9 protein-coding genes are annotated in these 15080 nt (G+C 33.0%); 5 read left to right on the forward strand and 4 right to left on the reverse strand.

What is annotated here, in order from left to right; all coding sequences use genetic code 11:
- Positions 1 to 91 precede the first annotated feature (91 nt).
- Complete coding sequence (locus LPB87_RS01805) at positions 92 to 1525, reverse strand: alpha-amylase (RefSeq protein WP_230604627.1); 1434 nt, start codon at positions 1523 to 1525, stop codon at positions 92 to 94.
- 569 nt (positions 1526 to 2094) lie between these two features.
- Between LPB87_RS01805 and LPB87_RS01810 the strand changes: the two genes are divergently transcribed.
- From LPB87_RS01810 to LPB87_RS01825, 4 genes are all read left to right on the forward strand, one after another.
- Positions 2095 to 3525, forward strand: coding sequence for a peptidylprolyl isomerase (locus LPB87_RS01810; RefSeq protein ID WP_129537474.1), 1431 nt, complete (start codon positions 2095 to 2097; stop codon positions 3523 to 3525).
- 79 nt (positions 3526 to 3604) lie between these two features.
- Complete coding sequence (locus tag LPB87_RS01815; protein WP_230604629.1) at positions 3605 to 4558, forward strand: MoxR family ATPase; 954 nt, start codon at positions 3605 to 3607, stop codon at positions 4556 to 4558.
- 285 nt (positions 4559 to 4843) lie between these two features.
- Positions 4844 to 7615: a bifunctional aconitate hydratase 2/2-methylisocitrate dehydratase gene (locus LPB87_RS01820; protein WP_230604631.1), complete on the forward strand. Its 2772-nt coding sequence runs from the start codon at positions 4844 to 4846 to the stop codon at positions 7613 to 7615.
- 128 nt (positions 7616 to 7743) lie between these two features.
- On the forward strand, positions 7744 to 10008 hold the full coding sequence (locus LPB87_RS01825) for an aconitate hydratase (protein WP_230604632.1): 2265 nt from the start codon (positions 7744 to 7746) through the stop codon (positions 10006 to 10008).
- 258 nt (positions 10009 to 10266) lie between these two features.
- On the opposite strand, the gene LPB87_RS01830 is transcribed toward LPB87_RS01825, so the two are convergent.
- Positions 10267 to 11646 carry a carboxypeptidase-like regulatory domain-containing protein gene (locus LPB87_RS01830; protein WP_230604635.1) on the reverse strand — a complete coding sequence of 460 codons (1380 nt, stop codon included), beginning with the start codon at positions 11644 to 11646 and terminating at the stop codon, positions 10267 to 10269.
- Positions 11647 to 11888: 242 nt separating this feature from the next.
- On the opposite strand from LPB87_RS01830, the gene LPB87_RS01835 reads away from it, so the two are divergent.
- Entirely contained in the window at positions 11889 to 13082 is a 1194-nt protein-coding gene (locus LPB87_RS01835; RefSeq protein ID WP_230604636.1) for a peptidoglycan endopeptidase, read from the forward strand.
- A 44-nt stretch (positions 13083 to 13126) separates the two neighbouring features.
- On the opposite strand, the gene LPB87_RS01840 is transcribed toward LPB87_RS01835, so the two are convergent.
- Together LPB87_RS01840 and LPB87_RS01845 are read right to left on the reverse strand one after the other, a co-directional pair.
- Positions 13127 to 13492 carry a DUF1801 domain-containing protein gene (locus LPB87_RS01840; protein WP_129537476.1) on the reverse strand — a complete coding sequence of 122 codons (366 nt, stop codon included), beginning with the start codon at positions 13490 to 13492 and terminating at the stop codon, positions 13127 to 13129.
- A gap of 138 nt (positions 13493 to 13630) precedes the next feature.
- Entirely contained in the window at positions 13631 to 15037 is a 1407-nt protein-coding gene (locus tag LPB87_RS01845) for a serine hydrolase domain-containing protein (RefSeq protein WP_230604637.1), read from the reverse strand.
- Between the last annotated feature and the right edge of the window lie 43 nt (positions 15038 to 15080).

A 15080-nucleotide genomic window follows, 5' to 3' on the forward strand; every position in this document is an offset into this window, starting at 1 on the left:
AAACTACGTTGTTATTATCTGGTTGTTTGAATAAAAAAGAGGCTGATTTAAATAATCAGCCTCAAAATTAAATGTATTTATTAGGTAATAATTAATTATTAATCGACCAAATGGTATAACCTTTTGGAGGACATTGAATTTTCACCCATTGGTCAGCTTGAGTTGTAGGGTACCAACTTGAGTTCCCTGTAAAATCTTTGATTTGAGTATTTGCCCAATTGGTTTGAATCCATCTTTCCTGCCATGATGTTGAATTGTTGATGTATACTACCAATCCAGGGTTTCCGTTATATCCGTTTCTGCGGGCAATATATTCATCATTATCAGAGTATAAAATAGAAGTGGTTCCAGTGGCTTTGTTGTTATGAATCCAGATAAGGTTGTTTAATTTATTTTTATCAAGCCATTCTTCGTAGTCTCTATAAAAAATAGTTGGATATCCTTCATGAGTTAATATATAGGAGTAAGCCAATAATTTATTCGAAATTTCGTCAGTGTCATGATTGGTAACAAAAGTAACAGCTTTGTATGGGTTTCTTTTCCACATCATATCGTCATTTAATAGAGCAAGATTATTTCCATCAAAGGCATCATTCATTTTATAATAACAAGCAAAATCAAAAACTGAACTATTAGCATTATTAGCCCAGTCATTTAATACGTTTACATTCGAATCCCATAATTCGCCAACAGAAAAGCCACCTACATTTGCATTCCAGGCGTTTACAACCCACGCACCAAATCCTTTAACGTAATCAAATCTCCAACCATCAAATTTCATAGTATTTTTATAATATTTACCGACCCCATCAGCTCTAAGCCATAACCAATCTTGTACATGAGGATTTGCGTGGCATAAATCTGGGAAACCACCAAAAGAGCCTTCGTCATTATTACCATAACTATTTTTATAAAAGTCATTATAATTACGAGTGAATTTTCCTGAAGAAACTCCGCTAAAGTTGGTCCAAGTATTGGTTCCTGTAAACGGATTTGCTTCCGATTGCCCGCCACTATTATGGTTAATTACAATATCAGCATAAACCTGCATGTTTTCAGCGTGGGCTTTGGTGATCAAACTGACCAATTCTGTTTTAGATCCAAATCGAGTTTCTACAGATCCATTTTGATTATAATCTCCAAAATCAAAATAATCAGTTGGATCATAACCCATCGAAAAAGCACCATTTTGTGCCTTTGATGCAGGTGGTAACCAAATGGAACCAATTCCAGCATTTGACCAATCCGTAATTTTAGTATTAATAGTATTCCACCAATTTCCACCAGCAGGAACATCCCAATAAAAAGCTTGCATCATTACTCCTCCACCCGGATTTGCAACATATTTTCCTGTAGTGGAAGTTCCTGTGCTGAACGGGCGGCCATCATGATTGGTGACATTTATAACTTTAAATTTGGAATTCGCAGCTTCAATTTCCGAGTCAGTATTTTCGTTTGAGCTACAAGAATAAAAAAAAGCTGTTAGAGCACTAATTAAATAAAGCTTTACAATTTGTTTTTTCATAATTAAATGGTTTTTTAGGTTAATTGTAGATTTGGGTGATAAAATTGTGATTAATTAAATAATAAATATAAAGTTTGATTTATTTGTATATTTTTGGGACAAATAACAGTAATCACATATCGAATGTAGGTAAAATTAGCTTGTGTAAGCATTTGAAGATTTTAATTTTGAAGCGAAAACGTTGTAGTGTTGAAAACTTTAAGTTATTTGGTTTAAAATGAGTTTCTTGCGGATGGGTTTTGATAGGGGTTAATCTAGATTAGAGTAGAAAAGAGTTTGAGAGATCTTATAAATTATTCCAAATATTAGATGTGATTAATTTTTAGATACGAGATTTTTTTTGATAGCATATAATTTTTTGTTAATAGTAATAAGTTAACTTGTATTATGTGATTGAATTGTTATTTTTGTTCGTTATAAGTTAATTAAGCAATGTTTGTTAGATTTGTAAAGATTTTTATTTTCTGAACATTTAAAATATATATTGAAATATTCGGTTTACTATATTTGTAACCGAAATAATGCTAAATAATAAAGCTTCTTTACATTAAAATTAAATTTTAAAAATAATGCTATTAAAAAAATTACGAATAAAAACTATCAATTGTCAATTTGTATTTACAATAAGTTTTTTGCTTCTTTTCACTTCGCTAACCAGAGCGCAAGAAATTATTAAAGATACAGTTGTTAAAAAACCAGTTGTAGTTAAAAGTAATCAAAAACAAAAAATAGATGGTATTATCGCTACAGTAGGTGATTATATTATTTTAGATTCAGATATTGATAAAAGTTATTTAGAAATTAGTGGTCAAGGAGGATCGGTTAAAGATATTTCAAGATGTCAAATGCTTGGAAAACTTTTGGAAGATAAGCTATATGCACATCAGGCTATTCAGGACAGTATTATTGTAAGTGATGCTGAAGTAAAAGGTATGATGGAAGAACGATTGACTTATATGGTTCAGCAAATCGGAGATATAAACAAGGTAGTTCAGTATTACAAAAAGAATTCTGTTGAAGAGTTTAGAACTTATTTTGCAGATATCTTAAAAGAGCAAAAGTTAGCATCAGAGATGCAAAAGAAAATTATTGATGGAGTAGAGATTACTCCAGAAGAGGTTCGTAATTTCTTTAAAAAAATACCGAAGGATGAATTGCCAACTTTTGGAGCAGAAATGGAAGTAGCACAGATTGTAGTGGAACCTAAAGTTTCTAAAGAAGACAAGCAAAAAGTTATAGACAGGCTCAACAGTATTAAAAAAGATGTAGAGGATGGCGCTAGTTTTGCAACTAAAGCCGTTTTGTATTCACAAGATCCAGGTTCTAGCTCAAATGGAGGATATTATAAGATGAATAGAAAGACAGCTTTCGTAAAAGAATTTAAGGATGTTGCTTTTAGTCTTCAAGAAGGGGAAATTTCAGCTCCTTTTGAAACTATTTTTGGATTTCATATTATAAAAATTGATAAGATTAAAGGACAAGAGGTAGAGTTACGACATATCATAATTGCTCCGGCTGTTTCTGAAGAGGCTTTGAAAGAAGCAAAAGAAAGAATCACAGCAATTAGAGAAAAAATAGTAGATAAGAAAGTTACTTTTGCTGAAGCTGCAAGAGCAGATTCAGACGAAAAAGAAACACGTGCAAATGGTGGAGCATTAATTAATCCAAATACGCAGGATACACGTTTTGAATTAACAAAAATGGATCCTACATTATATTCTCAGGTTTCAAATTTAAAAGATACTGATGTTTCGCAACCAATTTTGAATACAGATGATAAGGGTAAAAAAACATATAAGTTAATTACTGTAACGAATAGAATCGAAGAGCATGTTGCTGATTATGGTAAAGATTATATCAAGATTAAAGATTTAGCTTTAAAGGAAAAACAGATCAATGCTATTGCAAAATGGTTTGATGAAAAAATAAAAGAAACTTATATTAAAATTATTGGAGAGTACAGAGATTGTGCCTTTACTAATAATTGGTTGAAAAAATAATTTTTATAAAATAAATAAAAAGAGTTAGTTTTATGAATTCATAGAACTAACTCTTTTTAATTTTAAATACATTCATAAGATGTCTGATGTAACTGCAATTCATAACTTAGTCCAAAAACGTAATGAATTAAAAACTGAAATCGCAAAAATAATTGTAGGTCAGGATGATGTTGTAGATCAAATTTTGATTTGCATTTTTTCTGGAGGGCATGCTCTTTTGATAGGTGTCCCAGGATTAGCAAAAACATTATTGATAAATACACTGTCACAGGCTTTAGGACTTGATTTTAAGAGAATTCAATTTACTCCAGATTTGATGCCGTCAGATATTTTAGGAAGTGAAATTTTGGATGAAAACAGACGATTCAAGTTTATAAAAGGGCCTGTTTTTTCGAATATCATTTTGGCAGATGAGATTAATAGAACACCGCCAAAAACACAAGCGGCTTTACTAGAAGCAATGCAGGAACGTTCAGTAACGATAGCTGGTGAAAATCATAAATTAGACTTGCCTTATTTTGTATTAGCAACACAAAACCCTATTGAGCAAGAAGGAACTTATCCTTTGCCAGAAGCACAATTGGATCGTTTTATGTTTGCTATAAAATTAGAGTATCCAAGTTTTGAAGAAGAAGTGCAAGTTGTAAAACGTACTACTTCAGATAATACAAGTGTAATTAACCCGTTGTTTACGGCCCAGGAAATTATCGATTTCCAACATTTAATCCGTAGAATCCCTGTAGCAGATAATGTGATAGAGTATGCGGTAACTTTGGTTAGTAAAACCCGTCCTGATAATAGTTTGACGAATGATTTTGTTAAAAATTATCTAGATTGGGGGGCAGGACCGAGAGCTTCGCAAAATTTAATTTTGGCGGCCAAAGCGCATGCTGCATTCAATGGAAAATTTTCGCCAGATATAGAAGATGTAAAAGCGGTAGCAACTGGTATTTTGAGACATCGAATCATTAAAAATTACAAAGCCGATGCTGAAGGAATTACAGAAGAAATTATAATTCAGAAGCTACTATAACGTTATAAAAACACTTATTTAGAAAGGTTCTTTGCTTAAAACATAGCAAAGAACCTTTTTCTTTGGAATAAAGAATTTCGACTTTGTCAAAGAAAGGATTTTATATTATTAATAATTTAATATTTTGACGTTAAAATGCAATTTTGCTAAATTTACGCAATGTAAATCGTTATTTTTTAATAATAACTTTTGAAAAGGCGAGTTCTGTTATATTTTTTTTAATTCTCGGCTTTAATTTTTAAATTTGCGTACAAAAAAATAAGATACTTAGAAAAGACTTCGATTATGAATACTTATAACGATTACATTAAAGAGATTGCAGAACGAAAAGACCAAGGTCTTCACCCGAAGCCAATAGATGGTGCTGAGTTGTTAAGCGTGATTATTGCTCAAATTAAAGATTTAGATAACGAGTATCGTGAAGAATCTATTAAACACTTTATTTATAACACTATACCAGGTACTACAAGTGCTGCAGGTGTAAAAGCTAAGTTTTTAAAAGAGATTATTCTTGGAGAATCTGAAGTGAAAGAAATAACACCAGCTTTTGCATTTGAGTTATTATCGCACATGAAGGGTGGACCTTCTATTGAAGTGTTGTTAGATTTAGCTTTAGGTAATGATGCTGCTATTGCAAAAGAAGCAGGAAATGTTCTTAAAACACAAGTTTACCTTTACGAGGCAGACACAGATCGTTTAAAAGAGGCATTTAAAAATGGTAATCCAGTTGCTATAGAAATTATTAAAAGCTACGCACAGGCAGAGTTTTTTACTAAATTGCCAGAGGTAGTTGAAGAAATTAAAGTAGTTACTTTTATTGCAGGCGAAGGTGATATTTCTACGGATTTATTATCTCCAGGTAATCAGGCTCACTCACGTTCTGATCGTGAACTTCATGGGCAGTGTATGATTACACCTAAAGCACAAGAAGAAATTAAGGCATTACAAGCACAGCATCCTGATAAAAGTGTGATGTTAATTGCAGAAAAAGGTACAATGGGAGTTGGTTCTTCTAGAATGTCAGGTGTAAACAACGTGGCACTTTGGACAGGAAAACAAGCAAGCCCATATATTCCATTTGTTAATATAGCTCCAATCGTTGGGGGAACAAACGGTATTTCTCCGATTTTCTTAACAACTGTGGATGTTACGGGGGGTATTGGTTTAGACCTTAAAAACTGGGTTAAAAAGCTTGATGCAGATGGGAATGTTATTCGTAATGAGAATAATGAACCAATTCTGGAAGAAGCATATTCAGTTGCTACAGGTACAGTGCTTACTATAAACACTAAAACAAAAAAGCTTTATAACGGAGACAAAGAATTAATTGATATTTCTAAGGCTTTTACACCTCAGAAAATGGAATTTATAAAGGCTGGAGGGTCATATGCAATTGTATTTGGTAAAAAACTTCAGACATTAGCAGCTAAAATTTTAGAAATTGAGGCTCCTCTTGTATTTGCTCCATCAAAAGAGATTTCTCTTGAAGGACAAGGTCTTACAGCAGTAGAAAAAATCTTCAACAAAAATGCTGTTGGTATAGCTCCAGGTAAAGTATTACATGCTGGTTCAGATGTTCGTGTAGAAGTTAATATTGTAGGTTCGCAAGATACTACTGGGCTTATGACAGCTCAGGAGTTAGAGTCTATGGCGGCTACAGTAATTTCTCCAATTGTTGACGGTGCATACCAATCAGGTTGTCATACTGCTTCAGTATGGGATAAAAAAGCTCAGGCAAACATTCCAAAATTGATGAAATTTATGAATGATTTCGGTTTAATCACTGCACGTGATCCGAAAGGTGTTTATCATGCAATGACGGATGTAATTCACAAAGTCTTAAATGATATTACAATAGACGAGTGGGCTATTATTATTGGTGGTGACTCTCATACAAGAATGTCAAAAGGTGTAGCTTTTGGAGCAGACTCTGGGACAGTAGCGCTTGCACTTGCTACAGGTGAGGCTTCAATGCCAATTCCTGAATCTGTAAAGGTGACGTTTAAAGGAGAGATGAAAGATTATATGGACTTCCGTGATGTAGTTCATTCAACACAAGCACAAATGCTTAAAAAGTTTGGTGGAGAGAATGTGTTCCAAGGTAGAATTATCGAGGTTCATCTTGGTACTCTTACTGCTGACCAGGCATTTACGTTTACAGATTGGACTGCAGAGATGAAAGCAAAAGCTTCTATTTGTATTTCTGAAGATGATACTTTAATTGAATCTCTTGAGATTGCAAAAAGCAGAATCCAGATTATGATCAATAAAGGAATGGATAATGAAAAACAAGTTCTTCAGGGATTGATTAATAAAGCAGATAAGAGAATTGCAGAAATTAAATCGGCTGAGAAGCCAGCTTTAACTCCAGATGCAAATGCGAAGTATTATGCTGAAGTTGTTGTTGATTTGGATCAGATTATAGAGCCTATGATTGCTGATCCAGACGTGAATAATGCTGATGTTTCTAAAAGATATACTCACGATACAATCAGACCATTATCTTTTTATGGAGGAGAGAAAAAAGTAGATCTTGGATTTATTGGTTCTTGTATGGTTCACAAGGGCGATATGAAGATCCTTGCTCAAATGCTTAAAAATATAGAAGAACAGCACGGTAAGGTTGAGTTTAAAGCACCACTTGTTGTAGCACCGCCTACATATAATATTGTGGATGAACTTAAGGCTGAAGGAGACTGGGAAGTTTTACAGAAATACTCAGGTTTTGAATTTAACGATAGCGCTCCTAAAGGTGCTGCACGTACAGAATATGAGAACATGTTGTATCTAGAACGTCCTGGATGTAATCTTTGTATGGGTAACCAAGAAAAAGCTTCAAAAGGAGATACTGTAATGGCAACATCTACTCGTCTTTTCCAAGGAAGAGTAGTAGAGGATACAGAAGGTAAAAAAGGAGAATCGTTACTTTCTTCTACGCCTGTTGTAGTTTTATCTACAATTTTAGGTAGAACTCCTACTTTAGCTGAATATACAGTAGCTGTAGAAGGTATTAGTTTGACTAGGTTTGCGCCTTCTCATAAACTGTTGGTGATGTAATTTACGATAAGTTATAATGATTATATATAAAAGGCCTGAGTGATAAACTCAGGCTTTTTCTTTTACAGCTACTCTATTTTTTGTAACTTGTCATGTTCAAAAAAGAATAAAAATAAAACAAGTATATTATGGCATTTGATATTGAAATGATTAAAAAAGTGTATGACAACATGCCAAGTCGTGTTGATAAAGCACGCGAAATTGTTGGTCGTCCACTTACTTTAACGGAGAAAATTTTGTACAATCACCTTTGGGATGGAACTCCAACCAAGGCGTTTGGAAGAGGAGTTGATTATGTTGATTTTGCACCCGATCGCGTTGCATGTCAAGATGCAACTGCACAAATGGCATTGTTGCAATTTATGCATGCAGGTAAATCAAAAGTAGCAGTTCCTACAACAGTACATTGTGATCACTTAATTCAAGCTAAAGTAGATGCTGTAACCGATTTGGCTAGAGCAAAAACACAAAGTAATGAAGTGTTTGATTTTCTTTCATCAGTTTCTAATAAATACGGAATTGGTTTCTGGAAGCCAGGAGCAGGAATTATTCACCAAGTAGTACTTGAAAATTATGCTTTTCCAGGAGGAATGATGATTGGTACCGATTCACATACTGTAAATGCAGGAGGATTAGGAATGGTTGCTATTGGTGTTGGTGGAGCCGATGCAGTAGATGTTATGTCAGGAATGGCATGGGAATTAAAATTCCCTAAATTAATTGGAGTAAAATTAACTGGTAAATTATCAGGATGGACAGCTCCTAAAGATGTTATCCTTAAAGTTGCTGGAATTCTTACTGTAAAAGGTGGTACTGGTGCTATTGTTGAATATTTTGGAGAAGGTGCTACTTCTATGTCATGTACAGGAAAAGGGACTATTTGTAATATGGGGGCTGAGATTGGAGCAACGACTTCAACTTTTGGATACGATGCTTCTATGAGTCGTTACCTACGTTCTACAAACAGAGCAGATGTTGCAGATGCTGCAGATAAAATAGCTCCTTACTTAACAGGAGATCCAGAAGTATATGCAAATCCAGAGCAATATTTTGATCAAGTTATCGAAATTAACTTGACAGAATTAGAGCCACACTTAAACGGACCTTTTACACCAGATTTAGCTACTCCAATTTCTAAAATGAAAGAAGCGGCAATCAAAAATAATTGGCCATTAAAAATTGAAGTTGGTTTAATTGGTTCTTGTACAAACTCATCTTACGAAGATATTGCACGTGCAGCATCTTTAGCAAGACAAGTTTCTGCTAAAAAATTAAAAACAAAATCACAGTTCACAATTACTCCAGGTTCAGAGGTAGTTCGTTATACAATCGAGCGTGATGGTTTTATCGATACATTCCATAAAATTGGAGCGACAGTTTTTGCTAACGCTTGCGGACCATGTATTGGTATGTGGGATAGAGAAGGAGCAGAGAAAGAAGAAAGAAATACAATCGTTCACTCTTTTAACCGTAACTTCTCAAAGCGTGCCGATGGTAATCCAAATACATTAGCATTCGTAGGTTCGCCAGAATTGGTAACTGCTATGGCTATCGCAGGAGATTTAAGTTTTAATCCATTAACGGATACTTTGATCAATGAAGATGGAGAAGAAGTAATGTTAGATGAGCCTACTGGAGACGAATTGCCTCCAAAAGGATTTGATGTTAAAGATCCAGGATTCCAGGTTCCGGCTGCAGATGGCTCAGGAGTTCAGGTAGTTGTAAGTCCAACATCAGAGCGTTTACAGTTGTTAGCACCGTTTGATGCTTGGGATGGTAAAAACATAACAGGAGCAAAATTGTTAATCAAAGCGTTCGGAAAATGTACTACAGATCATATTTCTATGGCTGGACCATGGTTGCGTTTCCGTGGACATTTGGATAATATTTCTAACAATATGTTGATTGGTGCAGTAAATGCATTCAACCAAAAAACGAATTCAGTTAAAAATCAACTAACAGGAACTTACGATGCAGTTCCAGCAGTGGCCCGTGCATACAAAGCTGCAGGAGTTCCGTCTGTTGTTGTGGGAGATCATAACTACGGAGAAGGTTCTTCACGTGAGCATGCAGCAATGGAGCCACGTTTCTTAGGAGTTAAAGCAGTATTGGTGAAATCTTTTGCTCGTATTCATGAAACTAACCTTAAAAAACAAGGGCTTTTAGGATTAACATTTGCTAACGAAGCAGATTATGATAAAATCCAAGAAGATGATACAATCAATTTTGTTGATTTAGTAGATTTTGCTCCAGGAAAACCATTAACGTTAGAATTCGTTCACGCAAATGGGACTAAAGATATAATCTTAGCAAATCATACGTATAATGCAGGACAAATTGGCTGGTTTGTAGCTGGTTCAGCATTAAATTTAATTGCTGCAGGAAAAGCGTAATTAAAGATTTAAACTATATTAAAAACTCTCAAGGTAACTTGGGAGTTTTTTATTTGAAGTCATTTACTTCGTCGGTTCGTATCGCTCGGGTCCAGCTATCCGTTATATCTTTTCTTTTTTTAGGAAAAAAGAAAAGGATGCTGCTTTTATCTGGGCAAGGAAGTCTATTTGAAAAAGAAATTTAGTTAAAGATCTCCAAGAATTTTTTTATCTGTCAGGTATTATAATTTCACACATTATAACTCTGACATTATAAAACTAACCCTGTATTTTTGCCAGAGTTGTTTCTTGAGATAAGCTTTTAATCTTATTCGGATTTGTTAATTTAAATTCATTTAAATCTATACTAAAAACTTTTGCAGAAGGAATTTTAGAGTAACTATTGTCAATACGTCCGCCCAAAATATATAATTTATTATCGTTATAATACATGGCTGAATATTTTATAGGAAGGTTGATTTCGTATTCTTTTAATAGCTTTGATTTTAGATTGTAAGTATACATTTTTTCATCCTCAAAAAAATAAATAATATCGTCATTGTAAGCAATAGCAGGTCTTTCTAATCCTGAAAATAGTTCCCCCTCAGTTTGCCATTTTTCTGATACTAAATCAAAGGTTTCTATTTTAGATATTGGTTTTCCGTTATTTCCGCCAATAAGGTAAATTGTATCGTCTATCAGTATTCCGGTAGTTTCTTCTGCCGTTGGCATGCTCGTAAGTTCATACCAATATCCGGAAGTAATATTGTACAGATGCACTTTATTTGTAAAATCTTTTACACCACTTTCAGTTGCTTTTATAGAACCTCCCATTACAACAATATTATCCTTATAAGTAAAAGAAGCAAAATCAGCAGCTTGATGTGGATTTGTTTTGTCGACTTTAACGCTACGTTTTTCAAGATCTAAAACTTCTATTTGATCTTGTAAGTATTCCCAACTACTTACTTCATTTACGAACATTTTTTTTCCTCCCAAAATATAAATCAAATTGTTGTAGAAATGAATGTTATGATACGCCCTAACCTGTAGTTTTAAATCAGGGAATTCCCAAGAGTTGGTTTTGATATCATAAATAGAAAGATACTTTTTGTAATGTCGTTTAGTTGCCCATTTTCCTTCATTAAAAAAATCCTGAAAGGTAGGGGTGGCTATTTTTGCTCGCACTTTAGCCATGTGATCAATTTCAGGATAAGCGTCACCGCCACTAATATAAATTTTGTCGTCTTTTAAAAAAGATCCAAATGAATAAACAGGATGTTTCAAAGAAGTTATTTCTGTAAAAGCAAGTTTTGTTTTTAATTTAGGATTGGTGGCAATTGTAACACCTAATAAATTTTGTACCTCTTCTTCAAGAAAAACTTTGTAATTATTCTTTATCAGGTAGCTTAAAGAAATTTTTTTAGTGATGTAGCCAATATGAGAAAATTCTAATGTTTCATCGTCTTTGAATTCAGGATGAACTTTCAAACTAAATTTACCACTTTCATTGGTTATAGTTCCAGCTTTACTAGATAATGCAAATACATTGGTGTCTTCAACCGGAAGATTGTCTTTCAGAGAAATTACATTGCCTTTTATATTTTGAGCAATAAATATTGCAGGAAAAAGGATGAAAATAAAAATTAATTTTCTCAAGGAATCATTATTTTAATTGATTATTCATTCTTTAAAAGTAAGAATATTTTTCAATAAAAAATAATTGAATTAATATAGAATGATTATGTTTTATGCGAAATTTGTTAATTTGAATATAAAGAGTTGTTAAAAATTAGCAATTTTTAGTTTAAAAAATTAAATTAGCTTTTTAAGTAATTTAGATTGATGTTTTGGTTTTTTCAATAAATCAAATTAGAATCTGCGAATGTAATTTGAGTAGCATGAAAAGTTTTGGACTAGTATTAGCGTTGTTTTTTTTTAGTTTTGGTGTTTTTTCGCAAGAAAAATATATCAAGCATAAAATTACTAAAGGAGAGAATGTTAGTGTAATAGCAAAAAAATATAATGTTAAAGTAAAAGAAATTCTTGATTTAAATCCTAAAGCAAGCCAGTTATTGAAACTGAATTCAATCTTGCTAATACCAAATTCAAAGAAAACGATTGCTAATAAAACAAAAAAGACCAAAGAAGTAATTGCAAGTAATGTAACAAATAGTCTTCAAGAAACTACTACACATGAAATTTTAGCAAAAGAAACATTGTATGGGATTTCAAAGCAATACCAACTTACAGTTGAAGATCTTAAAAAAGCCAATCCAAAATTAGAGAGCGAAGGACTTAAAATAGGGCAGCAAATTATAATACCAGGAAATGCTAAGCCAATTATAAAAGCCAATTCTCAAGAAGAAATAGCTTCATTGGAGAATGCAACAATTACTACAACTCAACCAGAGATAATTGAAAAAACGGTAGAAGCTGAAGTTGTACGGAAAGTTTTGCCTAAAGAAACTAAATATGCAATTGCTAAACAATACGGGCTTACAGTTGCTGAATTAGAAAAACAAAATCCGTTTATAAAAAAGAGATTACCAGTAGGTTCCGTTTTAAAAATTCATCCTTCAGGAACTTACGTTGAGAATAATGTACAAGAAGAAGCTAAAACTTCAATTGATAATACCGCTACTGCAGTAGCAACAGTAGTTGTAAAAGATACTGCTACAACAACTGAAGGAAGATTTACTCATAACTCAGATTTATTAAACCAATTGGTTTTAAACGCAACCGAAAATGTAGGAGTTCGTTATCGCTCAGGTGGTACAACTAGATCAGGTTTCGATTGTTCAGGTTTAATGGTAACAACATTTGGTAGTTTTGATATTAAGTTACCTAGAAGTTCTATTGAACAATCTCGTATTGGAGTTAAAATTGCTTCAGAAGAGGCAAAAAAAGGAGATCTAATCTTCTTTAAAACAAATGGAAGACGTCAGATAAATCATGTTGGAATGGTAATAGAAGCCAACGATGGTGAAATTAAATTTATTCATTCATCGGTACATCGTGGTGTTATTGTGTCTTCGACAAAAGAGGCATATTACGAAAGAAACTTTACTCAAGTTAATCGTATTTTAGAATAAAATATTTACTGAAGATATTGCCTTAACTACTCATTTTAGAATAGCTATTTTTTTATTTTTTCTAAATTTTCTTTAACTCGAAAATTTACAATCTTAGTTATTAAATCCAAAGGCATTGGTTTGTTTATTGGGAATTGAATTGAACCTTTTCCTTTTTTATAAGTAGATAGTTCATGCTTGAACGCTTCATTTCCAGAAGGCATTGCATAAAAACCGATATGATTTTTGAAAGCAGCAAAATGGACTAAATTTCCATTAAGAGTAAAAGTAGGAATAGCATAACTTATTTTTTCTTCGGCAGTAGGAGCCACTTTTTTTATTGTTTGGCGGACTTGTTCCAGTATTTCCTGAATCTCAGTTGGAAAGCTAGCTATATATTCATCAATGGTTTTAGGCTTAGAGCTCATCATAGTTGTGGTTTTATAAAAGAAAACTGCAATTTAGAAAAATTACAGTTGTTCTAATAAGTTTGTTAAAATCGTTATTTTGATATTTCTTCTAATACTTTTTTCGCATTTTCATTTTTTGGATCAAACTGTAATGACTTTCTATAGTTTATAATAGCAAGTTTTTTTGTCTCCATCTTTTAAATAAGCTTCACCTAAGCTATCATATACATTACCAGATTTAGGAAAAGTGTCTGCATTTATTTTAAAAACAGCTATAGCTTCTTTGGTTTTTCCTGATTGTAATAATTGATATCCAGCACTGTTCATTTCGTTTTCCTTAATAGCATATTCATCAGATTTGTTGAGTTCTTTTAGTTTTGCTAAGCCAGCTTCTAGTCCTTGGGATTTAATAATATCTAAAAAAACATATGCACTAGATTTCTTAGGCATGTCATATGGTTTGTCATATAAAATAGCTCTTATTGCACGACACATCTCATTAAGACTTGCTCCGCCAGTATTATTTAATAAAACTATCAGATCTTTAGATAAAGGAATTCGGGTGATTAATGTATTGAAACCATTTATGCCTCCACCGTGTTCGACAATTTGTACTTTTTCGTCTGATTCTCCAATGTTGATATCTTCAATAGACCAGCCGTATCCATAATAAGATGGCGGTCCAGCAGGAATGTATTTGCCAAATAATAAATCTCTGTATTTAGCTGATAGTAGTTTTTCAGAATAAAGAGCTTGATCCCATAAGTATAGATCTTCTACAGTCGAATATAGAGAACCAGCTGCGTAAGGAAGAGACATATCTATATAACGTGAGTTTACATAGGCTTTTCCGTTTCTTTCATATCCAGTAGCTCTATTTTCTATAATGTCACTATGATGGTCGTATCCGGAATTAATCATCTTAAGTGGTGTGAAAATGTTTTCTTGCAGGTATTGCTCATAAGTTTTTCCTGTAACTTTTTCTATGATGTAACCCAATACAAAATAGCCAGAGTTGCTATAAGCAAATTTTTCTCCTGGTTTGAATTGAAGTGGTAAATCAGCAAATGTCTTTATAAAAACTTCTGGCGTATATGGATTTCTGCTAATATCTGGAAAAAAATTAGGAAATGAAGTGTAATTAGGTATTCCCGCTGTGTGTGTTAGTAATTGATGAATGGTTATTTTGTCGCCATTAGTTTTAGAGTAGTCAGGAAGATAAGTAGATATTGGAACATCTAGTTTAAGTTTTCCTTGTTCCACTAGTTGGAGTATTGCTAGGGCAGTAAATTGTTTAGTAATAGAGCCTAATCTGAATTTTGTATTAGGCTGGTTGGGGATTTTCCATTCCATATTGGCTAATCCAAAGCCTTTTTTATAAATAATCTGACCATTTTCTGTTACAAGGGCAGTACCTGTAAACTGATCGTATTTTGAATATAAGCTTAGTAGTTCATTTATTTTGTCGGCCTTGGTTTGTGCAATACTTGTGTTTGTTAAGATTAACTGAAAAAGAACACTGAAAATAAGCACTTTAAATAAAGAGTGATTTGATTTTTTTTTCATGATGATTGATGATTTTTGGTTACTATATTTTAAGTATATATTA

The sequence above is a fragment of the Flavobacterium sp. EDS genome (assembly GCF_020991525.1).
Lineage (GTDB): Bacteria > Bacteroidota > Bacteroidia > Flavobacteriales > Flavobacteriaceae > Flavobacterium.

Bases quoted from the DNA above. Each gene is read 5' to 3' on its own strand.
- LPB87_RS01805 (WP_230604627.1), bottom strand. From the start codon at position 1,525: ATGAAAAAACAAATTGTAAAGCTTTATTTAATTAGTGCTCTAACAGCT.
- LPB87_RS01810 (WP_129537474.1), top strand. From the start codon at position 2,095: ATGCTATTAAAAAAATTACGAATAAAAACTATCAATTGTCAATTTGTA.
- LPB87_RS01815 (WP_230604629.1), top strand. From the start codon at position 3,605: ATGTCTGATGTAACTGCAATTCATAACTTAGTCCAAAAACGTAATGAA.
- LPB87_RS01820 (WP_230604631.1), top strand. From the start codon at position 4,844: ATGAATACTTATAACGATTACATTAAAGAGATTGCAGAACGAAAAGAC.
- LPB87_RS01825 (WP_230604632.1), top strand. From the start codon at position 7,744: ATGGCATTTGATATTGAAATGATTAAAAAAGTGTATGACAACATGCCA.
- LPB87_RS01835 (WP_230604636.1), top strand. From the start codon at position 11,889: ATGAAAAGTTTTGGACTAGTATTAGCGTTGTTTTTTTTTAGTTTTGGT.
- LPB87_RS01840 (WP_129537476.1), bottom strand. From the start codon at position 13,492: ATGATGAGCTCTAAGCCTAAAACCATTGATGAATATATAGCTAGCTTT.
- LPB87_RS01845 (WP_230604637.1), bottom strand. From the start codon at position 15,037: ATGAAAAAAAAATCAAATCACTCTTTATTTAAAGTGCTTATTTTCAGT.